The sequence below is a fragment of the Ancylobacter pratisalsi genome (assembly GCF_010669125.1).
GTDB classification, from domain to species: domain Bacteria; phylum Pseudomonadota; class Alphaproteobacteria; order Rhizobiales; family Xanthobacteraceae; genus Ancylobacter; species Ancylobacter pratisalsi.
Genome location: NZ_CP048630.1, coordinates 4,431,555 through 4,450,622 on the forward strand (window position 1 = coordinate 4,431,555; position 19,068 = coordinate 4,450,622).

Annotated in this window: 15 protein-coding genes, 1 tRNA gene and 1 riboswitch; of the genes, 5 read left to right on the forward strand and 11 right to left on the reverse strand. The window is 64.8% G+C overall.

Annotation, left to right across the window (positions count from 1 at the left end; genetic code table 11):
- Positions 1–164: 164 nt before the first annotated feature.
- Positions 165–1,085, reverse strand: coding sequence for a LysR family transcriptional regulator (locus G3A50_RS20655; RefSeq protein WP_163077939.1), 921 nt, complete (start codon positions 1,083–1,085; stop codon positions 165–167).
- Between the two features lie 150 nt (positions 1,086–1,235).
- Between G3A50_RS20655 and G3A50_RS20660 the strand changes: the two genes are divergently transcribed.
- The 3 genes from G3A50_RS20660 to G3A50_RS20670 all read left to right on the forward strand — a co-directional run bounded on the left by G3A50_RS20660 (position 1,236) and on the right by G3A50_RS20670 (position 6,594).
- Positions 1,236–2,054, forward strand: coding sequence for an alpha/beta hydrolase (locus G3A50_RS20660; RefSeq protein ID WP_163076990.1), 819 nt, complete (start codon positions 1,236–1,238; stop codon positions 2,052–2,054).
- Positions 2,055–2,141: 87 nt separating this feature from the next.
- Positions 2,142–3,380 carry an efflux RND transporter periplasmic adaptor subunit gene (locus G3A50_RS20665; protein WP_163077942.1) on the forward strand — a complete coding sequence of 413 codons (1,239 nt, stop codon included), beginning with the start codon at positions 2,142–2,144 and terminating at the stop codon, positions 3,378–3,380.
- Positions 3,381–3,414: 34 nt separating this feature from the next.
- A complete protein-coding gene (locus G3A50_RS20670) occupies positions 3,415–6,594 on the forward strand; it encodes an efflux RND transporter permease subunit (RefSeq protein ID WP_163076991.1) in 3,180 nt (1,059 codons plus the stop codon).
- A 61-nt stretch (positions 6,595–6,655) separates the two neighbouring features.
- On the opposite strand, the gene thiC is transcribed toward G3A50_RS20670, so the two are convergent.
- On the reverse strand, positions 6,656–8,476 hold the full coding sequence (thiC, locus tag G3A50_RS20675; RefSeq protein ID WP_163076992.1) for a phosphomethylpyrimidine synthase ThiC: 1,821 nt from the start codon (positions 8,474–8,476) through the stop codon (positions 6,656–6,658).
- A gap of 57 nt (positions 8,477–8,533) precedes the next feature.
- Positions 8,534–8,635: riboswitch (TPP riboswitch) on the reverse strand.
- Positions 8,636–9,191: 556 nt separating this feature from the next.
- Positions 9,192–9,267 (reverse strand) — tRNA-Lys (locus tag G3A50_RS20680).
- Positions 9,268–9,505: 238 nt separating this feature from the next.
- On the opposite strand from G3A50_RS20680, the gene wrbA reads away from it, so the two are divergent.
- Positions 9,506–10,105, forward strand: a complete 600-nt coding sequence (wrbA, locus tag G3A50_RS20685; protein ID WP_163076993.1) for an NAD(P)H:quinone oxidoreductase — start codon at positions 9,506–9,508, stop codon at positions 10,103–10,105.
- A gap of 62 nt (positions 10,106–10,167) precedes the next feature.
- Here wrbA and tgt read toward each other — a convergent pair whose 3' ends face one another.
- From tgt to gyrA, 7 genes are all read right to left on the reverse strand, one after another.
- Positions 10,168–11,304 carry a tRNA guanosine(34) transglycosylase Tgt gene (gene tgt / locus G3A50_RS20690; protein ID WP_163076994.1) on the reverse strand — a complete coding sequence of 379 codons (1,137 nt, stop codon included), beginning with the start codon at positions 11,302–11,304 and terminating at the stop codon, positions 10,168–10,170.
- Positions 11,301–12,386 carry a tRNA preQ1(34) S-adenosylmethionine ribosyltransferase-isomerase QueA gene (queA, locus tag G3A50_RS20695; RefSeq protein WP_163076995.1) on the reverse strand — a complete coding sequence of 362 codons (1,086 nt, stop codon included), beginning with the start codon at positions 12,384–12,386 and terminating at the stop codon, positions 11,301–11,303. Before queA ends, tgt begins: the two co-directional genes overlap by 4 nt.
- A gap of 122 nt (positions 12,387–12,508) precedes the next feature.
- Positions 12,509–12,970, reverse strand: coding sequence for a peptidylprolyl isomerase (locus G3A50_RS20700; RefSeq protein ID WP_163076996.1), 462 nt, complete (start codon positions 12,968–12,970; stop codon positions 12,509–12,511).
- 45 nt (positions 12,971–13,015) lie between these two features.
- Complete coding sequence (locus tag G3A50_RS20705) at positions 13,016–13,567, reverse strand: peptidylprolyl isomerase (protein ID WP_163076997.1); 552 nt, start codon at positions 13,565–13,567, stop codon at positions 13,016–13,018.
- Between the two features lie 41 nt (positions 13,568–13,608).
- Positions 13,609–14,109, reverse strand: a complete 501-nt coding sequence (gene coaD, locus G3A50_RS20710) for a pantetheine-phosphate adenylyltransferase (protein ID WP_425483487.1) — start codon at positions 14,107–14,109, stop codon at positions 13,609–13,611.
- A 109-nt stretch (positions 14,110–14,218) separates the two neighbouring features.
- Positions 14,219–14,800: an LOG family protein gene (locus tag G3A50_RS20715; protein WP_163076999.1), complete on the reverse strand. Its 582-nt coding sequence runs from the start codon at positions 14,798–14,800 to the stop codon at positions 14,219–14,221.
- A 53-nt stretch (positions 14,801–14,853) separates the two neighbouring features.
- Positions 14,854–17,619: a DNA gyrase subunit A gene (gene gyrA, locus G3A50_RS20720; protein WP_163077000.1), complete on the reverse strand. Its 2,766-nt coding sequence runs from the start codon at positions 17,617–17,619 to the stop codon at positions 14,854–14,856.
- A 364-nt stretch (positions 17,620–17,983) separates the two neighbouring features.
- On the opposite strand from gyrA, the gene G3A50_RS20725 reads away from it, so the two are divergent.
- Positions 17,984–18,610 (forward strand): MarC family protein, encoded by a 627-nt coding sequence (locus G3A50_RS20725; protein ID WP_163077001.1) that lies wholly within the window; start codon positions 17,984–17,986, stop codon positions 18,608–18,610.
- Between the two features lie 54 nt (positions 18,611–18,664).
- On the opposite strand, the gene G3A50_RS20730 is transcribed toward G3A50_RS20725, so the two are convergent.
- Entirely contained in the window at positions 18,665–19,063 is a 399-nt protein-coding gene (locus tag G3A50_RS20730) for a DUF2306 domain-containing protein (protein WP_163077002.1), read from the reverse strand.
- Positions 19,064–19,068 lie beyond the last annotated feature (5 nt).

The window sequence follows — 19,068 nt, forward strand, 5'->3', positions numbered from 1 at the left end:
ACGCATCTGCATCGGCGGCTGTCGGGAGCCATCGAGCACCATGGACTCCTGCCGCCCGAGGTTTATTCCGCCAGACCGTTTATTTGCGCGAATGCACGCCGGCATGCCTTGCGAAGCCGGCCCGCTTCCCATTCCTCACGGCATTCGGCGTGGCAAAAGGAGGCCTACACCGACTCGCGCCGCACCACCCTCGACGTGGCGAGCCGTTCCGCGACCCAGTCCACAAACACGCGCAGGCGGCTGCTCAGGTGGCGGTTTGGAGCGTAGACCACATACAGAACGACGGGAGCGGAGCGCCATCCCGGCAGCACGCGCACCAGACGTCCGGTCTCCAGATGCGGCTCGATCAGCGAGTACAGGCTCTGTCCGATGCCAAGCCCCGAGAGGCAGGCGGCGAAGTAGGCCGTGGAATCGTTCACCGCGAGTACATAAGGCAGGTCGAACGCGTAGGTCTCCTTGCCTCGAACGACGTCGAAGGCCATGCGCCGTCCCGTGCGCGGGCTGAAATAGCCGATTGCGAGATGCCCGTTCTCAAGGTCCCTGGGGTGTTCAGGCATGCCGTGGCGGGCGATATATTCCGGGGTTGCGCACAGCACAAAATCCACCTCCCCGACGCGTCGGGCGATGAGGCCGGGATCGAGCACCTCGCCTCCCCGAATCGCGCAATCGATGTTCTCAGCCACCAGATCGGCTGGCCGGTCCGAAACGCCCAGATCGATCTGGATATCAGGATAGCGCTCATGAAACTCCGGCAAGGCCGGTATCAGCACGTCGAGCGCCAACGATGTCCCGACATCGACACGCAGCCGTCCGACCGGGCTCGCCTGCGAACGTGTCATTGACCCGTCTAGCTCTTCGAGATCCGAGAGCAGCGCCACAGCTCGCTCATAGTAGGCAGCGCCGTCCGGGGTAACGCCCACGCGGCGCGTGGTGCGGTTGAGCAGCTTGGTTCGCAGATGGGATTCAAGCTGTTGAATAAGCTTGGTTAGTGTCGGCTTCGGCATCTCAAGAAGGTCGGCCGCACGGGTAAAGGTGCCCGCTTCGACCACGCGAACGAAGGCGCGCATGGCAGCGATCTGATCCATATCCGACAACCACATGATTATTTCTGTCGGTGAATAATGTAATTCCTTTTTGCCCATTGTTGCAGTCCGGATGGGCGTCTAATTTCTGCCGCACTGCAGCAGAGGCGACATCGGATGGATGTTGGATGCTGCTTCCCCATAGGCAGCGTGATGTCGAATTCGTGGACCGAGGCAAGACTGGATCTGGACGGAACGATGCTTCCGGTCCGGGTCTATGGCACGGACAGTGCCCTGCGTCCGACGCCGCTTGTGCTTCACCTGCATGGGGGCTCGTTCACCAGTGGCGATCTGGACTGCAGTGCCACGATCTGCCGCACCATGTCCGCCGCCGGAGCGGTAGTGGTCTCGCTCGACTATCCGCTGGCGCCCCAGCATCCCTTTCCAGCGGCGCTTACCGTGAGTTTTGCGGCGCTGGAGCTGCTTCATCGTCAACGCGCCAAATGGGCGGGGCGCGGGGCGCGTCTGTTCGTCGCCGGCGAGGAGGCGGGAGCGAACATTGCCGCCGCGCTCACCATGATGGCGCGTGACCAGCATCACCCGCCCATTGCCGGCCAGATCCTTCTCTCTCCCATGCTCGACCCGTGCCTTGCCTCCAAATCGGTTCATGCCGCAGAGGCTGGCGCGGCGGGCTGCAAATGGGCGGATGGCTGGCACTTCTATCTTGGATCGGCCGACAAGGCCGCCCACCCCTACGCCGCCCCCCTCGCCTCGCGCCGCCTTGGCGGCGTGCCGCCGGCACTCATCATCACCTCGCGCGAATGCGCCATGCATGATGAAAGCCTCGAATATGCCAGCCGCCTGGGCGCCTTTGGCGTGCCGGTGGAAACCCATGTGATCGACGATCTGCCCGAGGAGCCATCGGTTCCGTCAGGAGCGGCGAGCGAGCCGCCTTGGGCTCAGCAGTTGCTGCCGTTGTTCACAACATTTCTGGCGGCGCCGCCCGCCGCCTTTCGTACCGTTCAGGCCTGAGGGCCGGGAGACCGTCGCATGAGCACCGAACACGCTCGTAATCACACCGCTGTTCCAGAGATCGTACGCGCTGAAATCGCCCGCGATATGGACGCAAAGCCGACCCGTCGCTGGCGCCGGGCCGGCTTTACCCTTGCCGCCGCCACCGTCGCCACCGCCGCGGCGGTTTGGCTCGCCTGGCCGATCGGCGCTGCCCTCGCAACCGATCCACCGGCCAGCGAGGCACCTGCTCCGCAGGGCACGCCCGTATCGGTTGCCGTTCTCAAGGCACGCGACACGATGAAGTGGGACGAGTTTTCGGGCCGTCTTCAGGCCGTTGAACGCGTCGAAATCCGTCCCCGCGTCGCGGGTGCGGTGAACGAGGTGCATTTCCGCGAGGGAGCTCTGGTGAAGCAGGGCGATCTTCTGGTCACGATCGATCCCGAGCCCTACGCGGCCGAGCTTAGCCGCGCGGAAGCGCTGCGCGATGCCGCCGAGGCGCAGCTCGAATTCTCCCGCAGCGAACTCGACCGCGGCAAGCAGTTGGTTGACAACAAGGTGGTCTCGACGCGCGAACTCGACCAGCGGACCAACACTTTCCGCGAGGCGGGGGCCAATCTGCGGGCCGCCGAGGCCGCGGTTCAGACCGCGAAGCTCGATCTCGATCACACGCAGGTCCGCGCCCCGGTGGATGGCCGCGTCGGCCGGCTCGACGTGACCGTGGGCAATCTCGTTTCCGCCGGCCCGACCTCGCCGGTACTGACGACGCTGGTGTCGGTCGACCCGATCTATGTCGTCTTCGATGCGGACGAGAACGCGGTCAGCGAGGCACTCGCCTCGATTGCCGGCGACGACGTGCTGACCAAGATCGACCGCATTCCGGTCGAAATCACCACAGCGACCTCCGGTAGCGAGCCCATGACCGGCCATCTCCAGCTTGTCGACAACAAGGTCGATGAATCGACGGGCACGTTCCGGCTGCGCGCGGTGTTTGACAATCCGCGCGGGCAGCTGGTTCCCGGCCAGTTCGCGCGGGTGAAGATGGGCCGCGCCCGGACCAGGCCGGCGTTGGTCATCAACGAGCGCGCGATCGGAACCGACCAGGACAAGAAGTTCGTCTTCGTGGTCGATGCCGACAGCAAGGCCGCCTATCGGGAGGTCAAGCTCGGGTCGCAGGTCGAGGGTCTGCGTGTCGTCACCAGCGGCCTGAAGGAAGGCGAGCGCGTGGTCGTCAATGGCCTGCAGCGTGTGCGCCCCGGAGCTCTGCTGACGCCGGAAATCGTTCCTATGGAAACCGCATCCGCCGCTTCGACGACGGACACTGCCACCATTGCCGCCACTCCGTGAGTCGGCCTGAGCCTCCTATTGGGGGGAGGACGCTATGAATCTGTCCAAGTTCTTCATCGACCGGCCCATTTTTGCCGGTGTCATCTCCGTTTTGATCTTTGTTGCGGGCCTGCTGGCTCTGCGGGTGATGCCGATCTCCGAATATCCGGAGGTGGTGCCGCCGCAGGTGATCGTGCGCGCGCAATATCCGGGCGCGAGCCCGAAGGTCATTGCCGCGACGGTCGCCACGCCCATTGAGGAACAGATCAATGGTGTCGAGGACATGCTCTACATGTCCAGCCAGGCGACGACGGACGGCGTGATGACGCTTACCGTCACGTTCAAGCTCGGCACCGACCCCGACAAGGCGACGCAGCTGGTGCAGAACCGCGTGGCGCAGGCCGAACCGCGGCTGCCCGAGGATGTGCGCAGCCTCGGCATCACCACGGCCAAGAGCTCGCCAAACTTCATCATGGTCGTGCATCTGGTCTCGCCGAACGACCGCTACGACATCACATACCTGCGCAATTACGGCGTGCTCAACGTGAAGGACCGGCTGGCCCGCATTCCCGGTGTCGGCCAGATCGATATCTTCGGCGCCGGCGACTACTCGATGCGCGTCTGGCTCGACCCGCAGAAGATCGCCGAGCATGGGTTGTCGGCGGGCGACGTGGTCAATGAGATCCGCGCGCAGAACATTCAGGCGGCAGCCGGCACGGTTGGTGCCTCGCCCTCCGTTCCCGGTGTCGAGCTTCAGCTCTCCGTCAACGCGCAGGGCCGCCTCGAAACCGAGGACGAGTTCGGCAACATCGTTGTGAAGTCCGGCGCCGACGGCCAGATCGTGAGGCTGCGCGATGTCGCACGCATCGAACTGGGCGCCGCCGACTACGCGCTCCGCTCGCTGCTCGACAACAAGCCGGCGGTCGGCATCGGCGTTTTCCAGGCGCCGGGCTCCAACGCACTGGAAATCGCCCGAAACGTTCGCGCGACCATGGAGGAGGTCAAGAAGACGATGCCGGAAGGCGTCGACTACGACATCGTCTATGACACGACGCGCTTCGTCGATGCCTCGATCGAGGCCGTGGTTCACACGCTGTTCGAGGCCGTGCTGCTCGTCGTCATCGTGGTGGTGGTGTTCCTGCAGACGTGGCGGGCCTCGATCATCCCGTTGCTGGCGGTGCCGGTGTCGATCGTGGGCACATTCGCGGTGATGTATGTCTTCGGCTTTTCGATCAACGCGTTGAGCCTGTTCGGGCTCGTGCTGGCGATCGGCATCGTGGTCGACGACGCCATCGTGGTGGTCGAGAATGTCGAGCGGAATATCGAGAATGGTCTGACCCCGCGCGCTGCCGCCTATCAGGCGATGAGCGAGGTGTCGGGGCCGATCATCGCCATCGCGCTGGTCCTTGTGGCCGTGTTCGTGCCGCTGGCCTTCATCACCGGCCTGTCGGGCCAGTTCTACCGTCAGTTCGCTCTCACGGTCGCGATCTCGACCGTGATCTCGGCGATCAATTCACTGACACTGTCCCCCGCCCTCGCCGCGCTGCTTCTGAAGGGACACCATGCCGAACCGGACCGGCTGCAGCGCATCATCAACGCCCTGTTCGGCTGGTTCTTCCGTGGCTTCAACTGGGCGTTCGCGCGCGGCTCGCACGGCTATGGACGCGGCGTGCGGGGTGTGCTGACGGTCAAGAGCGTCGTGATAGTGTTCTATGCCGTGATGCTCGGCGCCACCTGGTGGCTGTTTCAGGCCGTGCCCGCGGGGTTCGTGCCGGCGCAGGACAAGCAGTATCTGGTCGGCTTCGCCCAACTGCCCGATGGCGCCACTCTGGACCGCACCGAAGACGTCATCCGTCGCATGACAGAAATCACGCTCGCGGAGCCGGGCGTAGCCAGCGCCGTCGCCTTTCCGGGCCTGTCGATCGCCGGATTCTCCAATTCCTCGAACGCCGGCATCGTGTTCTCGGTGCTGAAACCCTTCGAGGAGCGCACCACGCCGGAACTTTCGGCTGGCGCCATCGCGATGTCGCTGAACCAGAAGTATGGGGCGATCAAGGACGCCTTCATCGCCATGTTCCCGCCCCCGCCGGTACAGGGCCTCGGCGTCGTCGGTGGCTTCAAGCTGCAGCTGGAGGATCGCGCGGGCCGTGGCTATGAGGCGCTGGCGGACGTCACCAACGCTTTCATGGCCAAGGCGATGCAGGCGCCCGAGCTGGTGGGTCAGTTCTCGACCTTCCAGATCAACGTCCCGCAGCTCTTCGCCAATGTCGACCGCACCAAGGCCCGCCAGCTCGGCGTGCCCATCAGCTCCGTGTTCGAGACGCTTCAGGTCTATCTCGGCTCGCTTTATGTGAACGATTTCAATAAATTCGGCCGCACCTACTCCGTGCGTGTGCAGGCGGACGCACCGTATCGTTCCAAGTCGGAGGATATCGGTCAGCTGAAGGTGCGCTCCGACAGTGGCGAGATGATTCCGCTCTCGGCGCTGCTGAAGGTGGAAACGACCGCCGGGCCGGAGCGGGCGATGCGCTATAACGGCTTCCTGACCGCAGACATCAACGCCTCGCCGGCGCCCGGCTACTCGTCGGGACAGGCGCAGGATGCGGCCAAGCGCATTGCGGCCGAAGTCCTTCCACCCGGCTTCGACTTCGAGTGGACGGATCTGACCTATCAGGAGATCCTGGCCGGCAGTTCGGCGACGCTCGTGTTCCCGCTCGCGCTGCTGCTCGTCTTTCTGGTGCTGGCCGCGCAGTATGAGAGCCTCACGCTGCCCATCGCGATCATCATGATCGTTCCGATGGGTCTGCTGGCGGCGCTGTTTGGTGTGTGGCTGGGCGGAGGTGACAACAACATCTTCACCCAGATCGGCCTGGTGGTGCTGGTTGGATTGTCGGCGAAGAACGCGATCCTGATCGTGGAATTCGCGCGTGAGCTCGAATTCGCCGGCCGCAATCCCGTTGAGGCGGCTGTCGAGGCAAGCCGGTTGCGGCTGCGGCCGATCCTGATGACGTCCTTCGCCTTCATCATGGGCGTGCTGCCTCTGGTGCTGTCCACCGGTGCAGGCGCCGAGATGCGCCACGCCATGGGTATCGCCGTCTTTGCGGGTATGCTCGGCGTGACCTTCTTCGGCCTGTTCCTGACGCCGGTGTTCTATGTGCTGCTGCGCCGGCTCACAGGCAACCGGCCGCTGCGCCAACATGGCGAGGTGCCCGCCCTCGCCCATCCGGCGGAATAGTCCGCAACACCAGACACGGCGCGGTCCTGGATGACCGCGCCGTGTCCGCCTGCCGCAATCGTCAGTCGCCGGCGGGAACGTAAATGGCGCCGCCCGAGGCGACGAATTCACGCGATTTCTCGGCCATTCCCTGCAAGGCCGCGGCATCGCGCCGAAGCTCGCGGGTGATCTGCATCGAGCAGAATTTGGGTCCGCACATCGAGCAGAAATGCGCGACCTTGTGAGCGTCCTTTGGCAGGGTGGCGTCGTGGTAGGCGCGGGCCGTGTCGGGATCCAGCGACAGATTGAACTGGTCTTCCCAGCGGAAATCGAACCGCGCCCGGCTCAGCGCGTCGTCGCGAAGGCGGGCAGCAGGGTGCCCCTTGGCCAGATCCGCCGCATGGGCGGCGATGCGATAGGTGATCACGCCCGTCTTGACGTCCTCACGATCGGGCAGACCCAGATGCTCCTTCGGCGTCACATAGCAGAGCATCGCCGTACCGAACCAGCCGATCATCGCCGCGCCGATGCCGGAGGTGATGTGGTCGTAACCCGGCGCGATATCCGTCGTGAGCGGACCGAGCGTATAGAACGGCGCTTCCCCGCATTCGCGCAGCTGCTTATCCATGTTGGCCTTGATCTTGTGCATGGGAACATGCCCCGGGCCTTCGATCATCACCTGGCAGCCCTTGTCCCAGGCCACCTTGGTCAGTTCGCCCAGCGTTTCCAGTTCGGCGAACTGCGCCACGTCATTGGCGTCGGCGATCGAACCCGGCCTCAGCCCGTCACCGAGCGAGAACGAGACATCGTAGCGGCGCATGATGTCGCAGATCTCGTCGAAGCGTTCGTACAAAAAGCTCTCACGATGCCCGGCGAGGCACCAGCGCGCCATGATCGAACCGCCGCGCGAGACGATGCCCGTCACACGATCGGCCGTGAGCGGCACATAGGCGAGCCGCACGCCGGCATGGATGGTGAAGTAGTCGACCCCCTGCTCGGCCTGCTCGATCAGCGTGTCCTTGAAGACCTCCCAATCGAGCTTCAGCGGATCGCCGCCGACCTTCTCCAACGCCTGATAGATCGGCACCGTGCCGATGGGCACCGGCGCGTTCCGCAGGATCCAGGACCGGATGTTGTGGATGTTGCGGCCGGTCGAAAGGTCCATGACGGTATCGGCGCCCCAGCGGATCGCCCAGACCAGCTTCTCCACCTCCTCCGCCACGCCGGAGCTGACGGCGGAATTGCCGATATTCGCGTTGACCTTGACCAGGAAATTCCGGCCGATCGCCATCGGCTCAAGCTCAAGATGGTTGATGTTCGCCGGAATGATGGCCCGACCGCACGCGATCTCGTCGCGAACGAATTCCGGGGTCACGAAGGCGGGGATCGCCGCGCCAAAGCTCTCCCCGTCGCCCAGCCGGTCCGCCGCATCGGCGACGGCTTCCTCGCGAGCGAGATTCTCCCGGTGCGCGACATAGACCATCTCCTCGGTGATGATCCCCGCACGGGCGAATTCCAGCTGCGTCACCCGTTGCCCAGGTGCGCCCGCGCGCAGCGTGCGCCGCGCCGGACAGGGCTCGACCAGCCGCTCGCCGGTCGCATGGCCATTGTCTTCCGGGCGGGTCGGACGGCCGGCAATGGCTGAATAGCTGCGCTTCCGGATCCATGCCTCGCGCGGCGTGTCGAGCCCGAGGCGCAGGTCGATCACCGGATCAGCCTCGCCATAAGGGCCGGACGTGTCGTAGACGCGAACCGGCGGCTCGGCCGGATCGCTCAGCGCGATCTCGCGAAAGGGAACCCGCAGTTCGGAATGCGAGCGGGGCGACGCATAGACTTTGCGCGAGCCTCCGATCGGCCCGGTGGACACCCCTGAGGGGCTCTTGATGAGTGATGTAGTCGACATTGGACCTCCGTTGCGTGGAGATCCGGGCGCGATGAGGCTAAGAATGGCGGCCGCGTTCTGCCGCGTTCATCCCGTCCCTTCGCCGGCATTACCCGGATCAGGTTCAAAGGGTCTGGCCTTCGCCATCTCAGCCCTGATCGGGCACCCCTCGGACGTCGGTGAGCAAAGGCGACTCGGTCGGTCCTGTCAACCGCACCTGGCCGTTCGCGGATGGCATGCATCGGAATGGGAAGAAATCGTGGGCTGGCCCGCCTCGAACGACGAGCTTTCAGCGCACGCGAAACGACGGGCCGGAAAACAAAAAAGGCCGGGGTTCCCCGGCCTTTCCGATCCCCTCAACGACCAACGCCAGTACATCCGTGGTCGTCATCGTCAGGTGATGCGAGTGCTCTTTTAGGGGCGTCACATGACAACGGCGCGACGGGCCGGTCCGGCCAAAAGGGAGTTGCGCGGACCCGAGAGCGGATCTTCCTCGATAGATGAGCAAAGTCCGTCGATCACGGAGACAGATTTTATCCAAAGGAAGTTCAGGATCCCGGGCCATAAGGCAACAGGTTGGCGCGACCACCGCCAAAGGTGCCGGCGCGCCAAAGGGCTCCTGTGGATCTCACGTGAGACCTGAGACGGCGCAAATCCGCCTCATGTTCCCGTCTCGTTCTACCTGTCGAAACGCGGAAAATAGGCGTTTTTATATTATTGATCAAGGGGTTACGCGTGGTGAGCCCGTTGGGATTCGAACCCAAGACCCCATGATTAAAAGTCACGTGCTCTACCAGCTGAGCTACGGGCTCTCCCACGCACTCGGGGCTTAAGGGTTTCGCCGGCCAATGGCAAGCCGCGCGCGAGGTTGTCCCGCCGCGTGTTGCCACGCCGCACGGTGTCAAAACCCGATGATATCCGTATTGCATTCCTGCAAGATCACTCTGTCACGCATTCGGCTTCTCAGGCGGCTCTACGCCCCCTAATTTCAGCCGCGACATACGGCGGATCGCCATTGCGGTTCGCGCAGCGATGCAAGGAGTTTATCCGATGGCTAAAGTTCTCGTTCTCTATTACTCCACCTATGGTCACCTCGAGATCATGGCCGACGCGGTCGCTGAAGGTGCGCGTGAGGCTGGTGCCGACGTTGTCGTGAAGCGCGTGCCCGAAACCGTTCCAGTTGAAGCCGCCGAGCAGAACCATTTCAAGCTGGACCAGCAGGCGCCGGTCGCCACTGTGGACGAGCTGAAGGATTACGACGCGATCATCTTCGGTGCCCCCACCCGCTTCGGCACCGTCGCCTCCCAGATGCGCAGCTTCATCGACCAGACCGGCGGCCTGTGGTTCACGGGCGGGCTGGTCGGCAAGGTCGGCTCGGTGTTCACCGCCTCCGCCACCCAGCATGGCGGACAGGAATCCACCATCCTCGGCTTCATTCCGACCCTGCTCCATCACGGCATGGTCGTGGTCGGCCTGCCTTACGCGTTCCAGGGCCAGATGGGTGTTGATGAGATCAAGGGCGGCTCGCCCTATGGCGCGTCGACGATCGCCGACGGTGATGGCAGCCGGATGCCCTCGAAGATCGAGCTCGATGGCGCTCGCTTCCAGGGCAAGCATGTCGCGACCATCGCGGGCAAGCTGCACGGCTGATCGCCGCCACACGGAATTTGAGGAACGGCCGGGCCCTGCCCGGCCGTTTCGATTCGCGCCGTTCAGGACCGGACGGGAACGTCGCCGCGAACCCAGCCGTCCTTCACCTGCGCGCGATAGTCATCGAACCGCCCCTCGCCGATAGCGATCCGGGCGCCCTTCATCAGGCTCTGGTAATAGGCCAGGTTCACCCAGGTCAGCAGCATCGAGCCCAGCATTTCGTCGCAACGGATGAGATGGTGGAGATAGGCCCGCGAATAATCACGCGCCGCCGGGCAGTCGCTCTCCTCGTCCAGAGGCCGCGGATCCTCGGCGTGGCGGGCGTTTTTCAGGTTGATCTTGCCGAAGCGGCTGAAGGCCAGCGCGTGACGCCCGGCGCGCGTGGGCATCACGCAGTCGAACATGTCGACCCCGCGCGCGACGCTCTCGAGGATGTCGTCCGGCGTGCCCACGCCCATAAGATAGCGCGGCTTGTCGGTGGGCAGGATCGGCGTCACCACGTCGAGCATGCTCAGCATCACATCCTGCGGCTCGCCGACCGCCAGGCCCCCGATCGAGTAGCCGGGAAAACCAATGTCCACGAGCCCGCGCGCCGACACCTCGCGAAGGTCCGGCGCGTCCCCGCCCTGCACAATGCCGAACAGCGCGCGGCCCGGAGGCTGCGCCTCGAACGCCCGTTTGGAACGCTCCGCCCAGCGCAGCGAAAGCTGGAGCGCGCGGGAGATCTCCTCCCGGCTCGCCGGCAGACGCACGCACTCGTCAAGCTGCATTTGGATGTCTGAACCCAGCAGTCCCTGGATTTCGACCGAGCGCTCCGGCGACAGCTCATGATAGCTGCCGTCGATATGGGAGCGGAAGGTCACGCCCTTCTCGCTCATCTTCCGGAGGGCCGCCAGCGACATGATCTGGAAGCCGCCGGAATCGGTGAGGATCGGGTGCGGCCAGCGCATGAAGGCGTGCAGCCCGCCAAGCTGTGCGACGCGCTCGGCGGTCGGGCGCAGCATCAGGTGATAGGTGTTTCCCAGCACGATGTCCGCGCCAAGCTCGCGCACCTGCGCGGGGTACATGCCCTTCACCGTGGCGGCCGTGCCGACCGGCATGAAGGCGGGCGTGTTGACGATGCCCCGCGCGGTGACAACCTCACCGAGGCGCGCCGCGCCATCCGTGGCTTTCAGGCGGTAATGGAAATCGAGTGTCATGTGCGGACTTCTGGCAGCAAAAGGCAGGCATCGCCATAGGAATAGAAGCGGTAGCCGGTCGCGATCGCGTGGGCATAGGCGTGCTTCTGCGTCTCATGGCCGGTGAAGGCGGCGACCAGCATCACCAGCGTCGAACGCGGCAGGTGGAAGTTCGTGAGCATGCCGTCGATATAGCGGAAGCGGTAGCCGGGCGTGATGAAGATGTCCGTCTCGCCGCGCCATGCCGCCAGCGCGCCTTCGGCCGAGGCGGCGCTCTCGATCAGCCGGGTGGCGGTGGTGCCGACGGTGACGACCTTGCCCCCGCGCGCCTTCACGTCATTGAGCGCGGCGGCGGTCTCCGGGGAGACCTCGCCCCACTCGGCATGCATGCGATGATCGGTGGTATCGTCCACCTTCACCGGCAGGAAGGTACCCGCTCCCACATGAAGCGTGACGCGGTGTGTGGCAATGCCGCGCTGTTCCAGCCGGTCGATCAGTTCCGGCGTGAAGTGCAGACCGGCCGTCGGCGCCGCGACCGAGCCTTCATGCCGCGCGAACATGGTCTGGTAGTCGCGGCGGTCCTGCGCATCGTCGTCACGCTTGGCGGCGATATAGGGCGGCAGGGGAATATGGCCGATGGCCGCGATGGCGGCATCGAGGGCAGCGCCCTTGAGCGCGAAACGCAGCGTGACCTCACCACCCTCGCCCTTGGCTTCCAGCGTCGCGGCGAGGATCTGCTGGCCATCTGGTGAGGTGAATTCAATGGCGTCGCCCGGCGAAAGCCGCTTGCCGGGACGCGCGAGGGCGAGCCAGGCGTCGGGGGCGATCTGCTTGTGCAGCATTGCCTCGACACGAACGCCCTCGCCCTGCGACGTAGCGCGGCGGCGCATACCGTCGAGGCGCGCGGGAACCACCCGCGTATCGTTCACCACCAGCGCGTCGCCGGGCGCCAGAAGCTCGGGCAGGTCGCGCACATGCGCATCGGTGAGCTCCGTGCCGGAGCCGGGCCGAACCACGAGCAGGCGTGCCGCATCGCGCGGCGACACCGGACGCAGCGCAATCCGCTCAGGTGGCAGTTCGAAATCGAAGAGGTCGACGTGCATGGGACCGGTCGGGATCCTGCGTGCGCTCGGGCGCGCTCAGGGTTCGGGGTGGCTCAGAAAAAACCATCCCGGATCGCGCTCGCGCGCGTCCGGGATGGCGGCTCTCAACAGTAACGGGCAGATCAGGCGGTAACGGACGCCTTGACGATCATGTCCGGATCCTTGACCGGCTCGCCGCGCTTGATCTTGTCGACATTCTCCATGCCCTCGACCACTTCGCCCCACACGGTGTACTGGCCGTCAAGGAACGAGGCGTCGGTGAAGCAGATGAAGAACTGGCTGTCACCGGAGTCCGGGTTCTGGGCGCGGGCCATGGAGGCGGTGCCGCGCACGTGCTTGCCCTTGTTGAACTCCGCCTTCAGCTTCTTGCCCGAACCGCCGGTGCCGTTGCCGTGCTGGCCATCGCCCGTCTGGGCCATGAAGCCCTCGATCACGCGATGGAACGGCACGTTGTTGTAGAACCCTTCGGTGGCGAGTTCCGAAATGCGCGCAACGTGGTTGGGCGCCAGGTCCGGGCGGAAGCGGATCTTGACCGGGCCCTGTGTGGTCTCCAGCAGCAGGAAGGTCTCGGCGGTGTCGGTCATGTCACTCTCCTTGAAATTGGGTGGTGCGGGTGCGCGCGGCACCCCTCACTTGTCGGCGGCGACCTTCATCGAAATGATCTTGTCCGGGTTCTGAACCGGCTCGCCGCGCTTGAGCTTGTCGACATTCTCCATTCCGGAAACGACCTGCCCGATCACGGTGTACTGGCCATTCAGGAAGGAGGCATCGCCGAAGGTGATGAAGAACTGCGAATTGGCGCTGTTCGGGCTCGACGCCCGCGCCATGCCGACCGTGCCGCGGGTATACGGCACCTTGGAAAATTCGGCCGGCAGATCCGGGTAGCGCGAGCCGCCGGTGCCGTTGCCATACTGGCCGTCGCCGGTCTGGGCCATGAAGCCCTCGATCACGCGATGGAACGGCACATTGTTGTAAAAGCCCTCGCGCGCCAGCGTCTTGATGCGCTCGGCATGCTTGGGGGCGATGTCGGGACGCAGAACGAAGATCACGGGTCCCTTGGTGGTTTCCATGATGATGGTGTTCTGCGGGTCGACATTCGGCGGCAGCTTCGGGGCCTGCGCCGCCGCCGGCAGAGCGAACGCGCAGGCGAGGACGACGGCAGCGAAAAGGCTTCGGATCATCGGGTGAACTCCGTGGGGACGCACGCGAGTGGCGTCCGCGTCTAGTCGGTCCGGCCGAACCGCGCCTTCAGGCGGTCCAGCACGGCGGGCGGAACGAAGGCGGAGACGTCTCCACCCATGGCGGCGATTTGCCTGACCAGAGTGGCGGTGATGGGGCGGGCGATCGGCGAGGCCGGCAGGAAAACGGTCTGCACCTGGGGGCACAGTGTTCCGTTCATGCCGGCCATCTGCATCTCGTAATCCAGATCGGTGCCATCGCGCAGCCCGCGAATGAGGATACTCGCCCCGTGGGAGCGGGCGGCGTCAACCACCAGCCCGTCGAAGGTGACGCATTCCAGCGTCGCCCCCTCCTGGGCGGCAACCGGCGCGAATACCTCGCGCAGCATGTCGAGCCGCTGCTCGGCGGCAAAGAGCGGTGTCTTGCCCGGATGGATGCCGACCGCCACCACCAGCCGGTCTGCCAGCCGCGCAGCCGCGCGGGCCACCTCGACGTGACCATTGGTCGGAGGGTCGAACGATCCGGGATAGAAGGCGGTACGCATCGCGCTCATCGGCAGTCTCTCGGTGCGCGGCAAGGGTTAGACGCCTCACGCGGCGGAAGCAAGACAGCCTCGCGCTCAAGCTGGTTGTCGGACCGGCGACAGGACAGGCTCAATGCTCGCCGCGGCTGATCCACTTCACCACATTCGGCGGCTGGTAATCCCTGAGCTTGGCCAGCAGTTCGGCAGGGTCGCTGGCAACGGTCAGCATGTCGCGATGCACACCCCGCATGAAGCCTTCCTCGACGACATGGTCGATGAACGCCAGCATGCCGTCATAATAGCCTTCGACATTGAGCACCGCGCACGGCTTGTCGTGGCTGCCGAGCTGGGCCCAGGTCCACACCTCGAACAGCTCCTCCAGCGTGCCCACCCCACCGGGCAATGCGACGAAACCATCGGAAAGCTCGGCCATCAGCGCCTTGCGTTCATGCATCGAGCCGACGACCCGCAGGTCCGACAGGCCCCTGTGGCCGATTTCCTTGTCGATCAGGCGCTGGGGGATGATGCCGATCACCTCGCCACCGGCTTCCAGGGTGGCATTGGCGAGTGCGCCCATGAGGCCGACCGAGGCCCCGCCATAGACCAGCCCGATCCCTTCGCGCGCCAGGGTCCTGCCCAGCGCGACCGCGGCCTCCTCATACGCGGGGCGGCGGCCGGGATTGGAGCCGAGGAAGACGCACAGACGACGCATGGAAAGACTCCCGAAATCAGCGGCGGGGCCGAGGCGGAGGGGCGCGGACGCCCCTACTCCTCCACGCCCCCATCGGCGATGTCGTCGCCTTCTTCGCCTTCTTCCTCGGTGACGCGCTCGACCGAGACGACCTTCTCATCCTCGGCCGTGTCGAACACGATCACGCCCTGGCTGCCACGTCCGACAATGCGTATACCGTTCACCGGGCAGCGGATCAGCTGGCCGCCATCCGTCACCAGCATGATCTGGTTGGAGTCCTCCACCGGGAAGGACGCGATCAACGGACCGTTGCGGTGATTGACCGCCATGGCCACGATGCCCTTACCGCCGCGCCGCGTGGTGCGGTATTCATAGGAAGACGTGCGCTTGCCGTAGCCGTTCTCGGAGAGGGTGAGGATGAACTGCTCCGCCGCGCTCATCGCGGCATAGCGGCTGACATCCATCTCGCTGCCTCCGGCGGTGACTTCCTCGACGTCGGCATCAACGACCTCGACATCCGCCTCGGCCACATCCTCGGTGCCGTTCTGGCTCCGGCGAACGGCATTGGCGCGCTTTATGTACTCGGCGCGCTCATCGGCGCTGGCCTCCACATGGCGAATGATCGCCATCGAAATCAGCTTGTCGCCCTCTTCCATCTGGATGCCGCGCACGCCCATGGAATCGCGGCCCTTGAACACGCGCACCTCGGTCACGGGGAAGCGGATGCACTGGCCGTTGGCGCTGGTGAGCAGGACATCGTCGTCCACCGAGCACAGCTCGACATCGGCGATCTGCTCTCCCTCTTCCAGCTTCATCGCGATTTTGCCGTTGCGGTTCACATTGGTGAAATCCGACAGCTCGTTGCGCCGCACCGAACCGGACGTGGTGGCGAACATGATCTGTAGCCGGCTCCACGTCTCTTCGTCCGGCAGCGCCATGATGGAGGTGATCCGCTCGCCCTCGGTGAGCGGCAGAATATTCACCAGCGCCTTGCCACGTGCCTGCGGCGCCGCGATCGGCAGGCGCCACACCTTCAGCTTGTAGACCTGCCCCTTGGAGGAGAAGAACAGCACCGGCGAATGGGTCGAGGCAACGAAGATGCGGGTGACGAAGTCCTCGTCGCGCGTTTGCATGCCCGCGCGGCCCTTGCCGCCGCGCCGCTGTGCCCGGTAGGTCGACAGCGGCACGCGTTTCACATAGCCCGCATGCGAGACGGTGACGACCATGTCCTCGCGAGCGATAAGGTCCTCGTCCTCGAAGTCGCCCTCGCCCTCGGTAATCTCGGTCTTTCGCGGCGTGCCGAATTGCCCTTTCACCTCAAGGAGTTCATCCTTGACGATGGTGCGGATCCGCTCGCGGCTCGCGAGAATTTCCAGATATTCCTTGATCTCGACGGCGATCTTGTCGAGTTCGTCGGCGATCTCGTCGCGACCCAGCGCGGTAAGGCGCTGCAGGCGAAGATCGAGGATCGCGCGCGCCTGCTCAGCGGAGAGACGATAGGTATTGTCTTCCGCCAGCTTGTGACGCGGGTCGTCGATCAGCGCGATCAGCGGCGCCACGTCGAGCGCGGGCCAGTGGCGGGTCATCAACGCCTCGCGCGCCGTCGCCGGATCGGGCGAGGTGCGGATGGTGTGGATCACCTCATCGATATTCGCCACCGCGATGGCGAGACCCACCAAGACATGAGCCCGATCGCGCGCCTTGCGGAGCAGGAATTTTGTGCGCCGGCTAACGACATCCTCGCGGAACGCGACGAAGGCGGTAACCAGGTCCAGCAGCGTCATCAGCGCCGGCTTGCCGCCATTCAGCGCCACCATGTTGGCGCCGAAGGAGGTCTGCAGCGCCGTCATGCGGAAGAGATTGTTGAGGACGATATCGGCCTGCGCATCGCGCTTGATCTCGAACACGACGCGCAGCCCCTCGCGGGAGCTCTCGTCGCGGATTTCCGCGATGCCTTCGAGGCGCTTGTCACGGACCAGTTCCGCGATGCGCTCGATCATCGCCGCCTTGTTCACCTGATACGGGATCTCGGTGACGATGATCGCTTCACGATCCTTGCGCAGCGTCTCGATGCTGGTGCGCGAGCGCATGACGATGGAGCCGCGCCCGGTCAGGTAGGCCTGCCGGATGCCGCTGCGCCCGAGAATCATGGCCCCGGTCGGAAAATCGGGACCGTGAACATATTCCAGCAGCGCCTCGCCATCGAGGCTGGGGTCGTTGATGAAGGCAACGCACGCGTCGATCACTTCGCCGAGGTTGTGCGGCGGAATGTTGGTCGCCATGCCGACGGCGATGCCGCCTGCGCCATTGGCCAGAAGGTTGGGAAAGCGCGCGGGGAGCACGGTGGGCTCCTGCTCGCGGCCGTCGTAATTGTCCTGGAAGTCGACGGTGTCCTTGTCGAGGTCGTCCAGCAGCGTCATCGCCGGCTTGGCGAGCCGCACCTCGGTGTAACGTTCGGCCGCCGGCGGGTCGCCATCGATCGAACCGAAGTTCCCCTGCCCGTCGATCAGCGGCAGGCGCATGGAGAAGTCCTGCGCCAGCCGGACCAGTGCGTCATAGATCGCCTGGTTGCCGTGCGGGTGGTACTTGCCCATCGTATCGCCGGTGACGCGGGCGGACTTATTGTAGGGGCGCTCGGGCGTGTAATTGTTCTCGCGCATCGAGAACAGGATGCGCCGATGCACCGGCTTCAGTCCGTCACGCACGTCGGGAAGCGCACGCGAGACAATGACGCTCATCGCATAGTCAAGGTAACTGCGCGAGAGCTCGTCCGTGATGGAGACGGGACGGATGTCCGAGGGCTCGCCTCCCTCAGGCTTGAACGTATCGGAATCGGACAAGGAAGCGACTTTTCTCAGGTTGCAAAAGGTGCGCCCTGTCTAGCCGATTCCGCCGCAAGGCGCCAGCCGGACGGCTTCCGCGACGAGCTAATTTTGCCTTGAAAATCAATATATTACAGACCACACTTTGCAAACGGTGGAGAACATGGCGGAACCAAGGCCGAAGGGTATCTGAAAACCGCCACTGATGACGCCTTCCGCGCCCTCACGGCGCCGTGCCCGTGGCGGTCTCGCGGCGGCGCCACGGAAGGGTTCGGGAACCGCACGGCACCCGTCTTGCCAGTTGTGACCGCGAGGTTGGTCGCCACGGCATCGGCAGGCACCGCGCGGGCGGGAATGAAGTGGGACGGAGGCAAGCGGATCCATGCTGGACTATGTGTTCTCGGCAGCCGTGACCATGCTGGTGGTGATCGACCCTGTCGGGTTGGTGCCGATCTTCATAGCCGTGACGTCCGATCTCTCCGCCAGCGAGCGCCGAACGGTCGCGATCCGGGCCTCGCTGATCGCCGTCGTCATCCTGGTGCTGTTCGGGCTGGTCGGGGCACCGCTGCTCCATGCGCTCGGCATCACGCTGCCCGCCTTCCGCATCGCGGGCGGGCTTCTGCTGTTCGCCATTTCATTCGAGATGGTGTTCGCCCGCCGCCACGAGCGAAAGTTCGAAGCCGCCGAGGTGGCGATACGCGAGCAGCATCTGCGGACGCTGGCGGTCTTCCCGCTGGCCATTCCGCTCATGGCCGGGCCCGGCGCCATTACCGCCATGCTGCTGCTGGCGGGCGAGGCGCATGGCGATCCGTCCCGCCTCGCGGCGCTGTTCGCGATCACGGTCGCGGTGCTGGCGAGCTGCCTGCTGGTGTTCCTTATCGCCGAACGGATGAACCGGCTGCTCGGCATCACCGGCAACGCGATTCTCTCGCGCCTGCTTGGCGTCGTGCTTGCCGCGCTCGCCGTTCAGTTCGTGATCGATGGAATCAAGGCGGCCTTTCCCGGCTGAACGTTCCTTCGGGGTCAATTGCGCCTTTGGCCGATACGCGGCGCGCGTCACGGGTCAGGAACCGAAAAGCACCTGATGCATGATGCGCCCCGGCCAGAACGTGAAAAGTCCGGCCAGCACTAGTGCGCCCATGAACAGGCCGCGCATTGCGTCCCGGTGACGTTGAACCGCATGCCGATGCGCACTCAGGAGCGCGATCGGCAACGCGCCGAGGACGTAGAGTGAAAGCAGATGAATGGGTCCGAATGGGCCGAACCAGCGCATCTCGTGGATCCAGAACGAGCTTATCGCCACTGTCGCCATGAGCGCGCCCCAGACCCAGCCAACGCCGCGATGGGGAAATGTGCCCTTGGGTGCCGCCATCTGCACGATGCCGACGCCAAGCGCAGCGAACGCCGCGAAGGCGTGCAGGCGAATCGCCGGAGAGGCATCAAGGAGCGGCGCCAGGTTCATCTCGG

Excerpts from the sequence above, each read along its gene's own strand:
- G3A50_RS20730 (WP_163077002.1), bottom strand. The coding sequence starts at position 19,063 with ATGAACCTGGCGCCGCTCCTTGATGCCTCTCCGGCGATTCGCCTGCAC.
- G3A50_RS20705 (WP_163076997.1), bottom strand. The coding sequence starts at position 13,567 with ATGATCCGAAGCCTTTTCGCTGCCGTCGTCCTCGCCTGCGCGTTCGCT.
- G3A50_RS20655 (WP_163077939.1), bottom strand. The coding sequence starts at position 1,085 with ATGGATCAGATCGCTGCCATGCGCGCCTTCGTTCGCGTGGTCGAAGCG.
- coaD (WP_425483487.1), bottom strand. The coding sequence starts at position 14,109 with ATGCGTACCGCCTTCTATCCCGGATCGTTCGACCCTCCGACCAATGGT.
- thiC (WP_163076992.1), bottom strand. The coding sequence starts at position 8,476 with ATGTCGACTACATCACTCATCAAGAGCCCCTCAGGGGTGTCCACCGGG.
- G3A50_RS20715 (WP_163076999.1), bottom strand. The coding sequence starts at position 14,800 with ATGCGTCGTCTGTGCGTCTTCCTCGGCTCCAATCCCGGCCGCCGCCCC.
- G3A50_RS20665 (WP_163077942.1), top strand. The coding sequence starts at position 2,142 with ATGGACGCAAAGCCGACCCGTCGCTGGCGCCGGGCCGGCTTTACCCTT.
- G3A50_RS20700 (WP_163076996.1), bottom strand. The coding sequence starts at position 12,970 with ATGACCGACACCGCCGAGACCTTCCTGCTGCTGGAGACCACACAGGGC.
- G3A50_RS20660 (WP_163076990.1), top strand. The coding sequence starts at position 1,236 with ATGTCGAATTCGTGGACCGAGGCAAGACTGGATCTGGACGGAACGATG.
- queA (WP_163076995.1), bottom strand. The coding sequence starts at position 12,386 with ATGCACGTCGACCTCTTCGATTTCGAACTGCCACCTGAGCGGATTGCG.
- tgt (WP_163076994.1), bottom strand. The coding sequence starts at position 11,304 with ATGACACTCGATTTCCATTACCGCCTGAAAGCCACGGATGGCGCGGCG.
- G3A50_RS20670 (WP_163076991.1), top strand. The coding sequence starts at position 3,415 with ATGAATCTGTCCAAGTTCTTCATCGACCGGCCCATTTTTGCCGGTGTC.
- G3A50_RS20725 (WP_163077001.1), top strand. The coding sequence starts at position 17,984 with ATGCTGGACTATGTGTTCTCGGCAGCCGTGACCATGCTGGTGGTGATC.
- wrbA (WP_163076993.1), top strand. The coding sequence starts at position 9,506 with ATGGCTAAAGTTCTCGTTCTCTATTACTCCACCTATGGTCACCTCGAG.